Here is a 1,064-nt window from a genome sequence, read left to right as displayed (position 1 = left end):
CCAGATTTTTCAAACTTCTTATATGAACTTCTATTTGGATATCCTTTTAGTTTGTATTCATCTTTTAAATTATTGGCTCGTAAATGGATTTGGTGTAAAATTTCTTCAGCCTTTAAATTACTTCTGTTTGACAAATAAATGATAGTAGTTTCATCATCATATAGAGCAATAAACGCACTGTTTCCAGCTAATGCACCTCCATGTCCATATAGTCTTACGTTGATGTTTTTTTCTATAATATCATCCCAATTTCTAACCCAACCATAGCAATGCCCATGTTTATTTGGTGTCAGCATAATTTTAGTCAATTCTGGTGATAATAACGTGTTTGACTTTAACGCTTCACTCCAAATGAATAAATCTTTAACTGTTGAATACATACCTCCCGCAGTATAAGCTGTTGATTGGTCTCTAAAAGGTACTTCAATAGTTTTACCACCATGTTCTGAAGTCCACCAATCCAATCCATAAACTTCTTGATAACTATAGCCTTTTGCTAATTTATTTGAATTGTATTCATTGGTTCCATACCCTGTGTTTTTTAATCCCAAAGGTTTTATAATAGATGTGTTTAACAATTCAGAAAACGTTTTTCCTGAAACTTCTTCTAAAATAGCTCCCAAAAGGTCATAGCCAAAACTGCTATAATAAAAGGTTGTTCCTGGTTTATTAACTAAATCGGTTCTACCTATTAATTTTGCTAATGCTTTTGGAGAATAACTTGTGTTTCCGAAATCTTTCAAACTCACACCTACCTCTCGTAATGAGTTGTAGTGCGATAATCCTGAAGTGTGTGATAATAATTGATGAATAGTAATATGGTTTGCTTTTTCTTTTGGCAAATATGGAAGGTACTTACCAATAGTATCTTGTAGCTTTATTGTGTTTTCTTCTACCAATTGCATGATTAGCATGGCAGTAAATTGCTTGGTTACTGAACCAATACCAAATTTAGTATTTATAGTATTTGGTGTATTAATTACTCTATCTGCTTCTCCATAGGCTTCTTCAAAAATGACTTCTCCTTTTTTAGCAACTAATACTGTTCCACTAAACGGGCTTCT

Annotated in this window: 1 protein-coding gene; it reads right to left on the bottom strand. The window is 32.6% G+C overall.

The genetic code is table 11. The features are described 5' to 3' along the window. A partial coding sequence (locus tag B2U95_RS02065) for a serine hydrolase domain-containing protein (RefSeq protein WP_296312083.1) occupies nt 1-1,064 on the bottom strand: 1,064 nt, incomplete at both ends.

Source organism: Winogradskyella sp. UBA3174 (assembly GCF_002364335.1).
Taxonomy (GTDB): Bacteria; Bacteroidota; Bacteroidia; order Flavobacteriales; family Flavobacteriaceae; genus Winogradskyella.
This window is presented reverse-complemented; position numbering and strand designations above follow the sequence as displayed.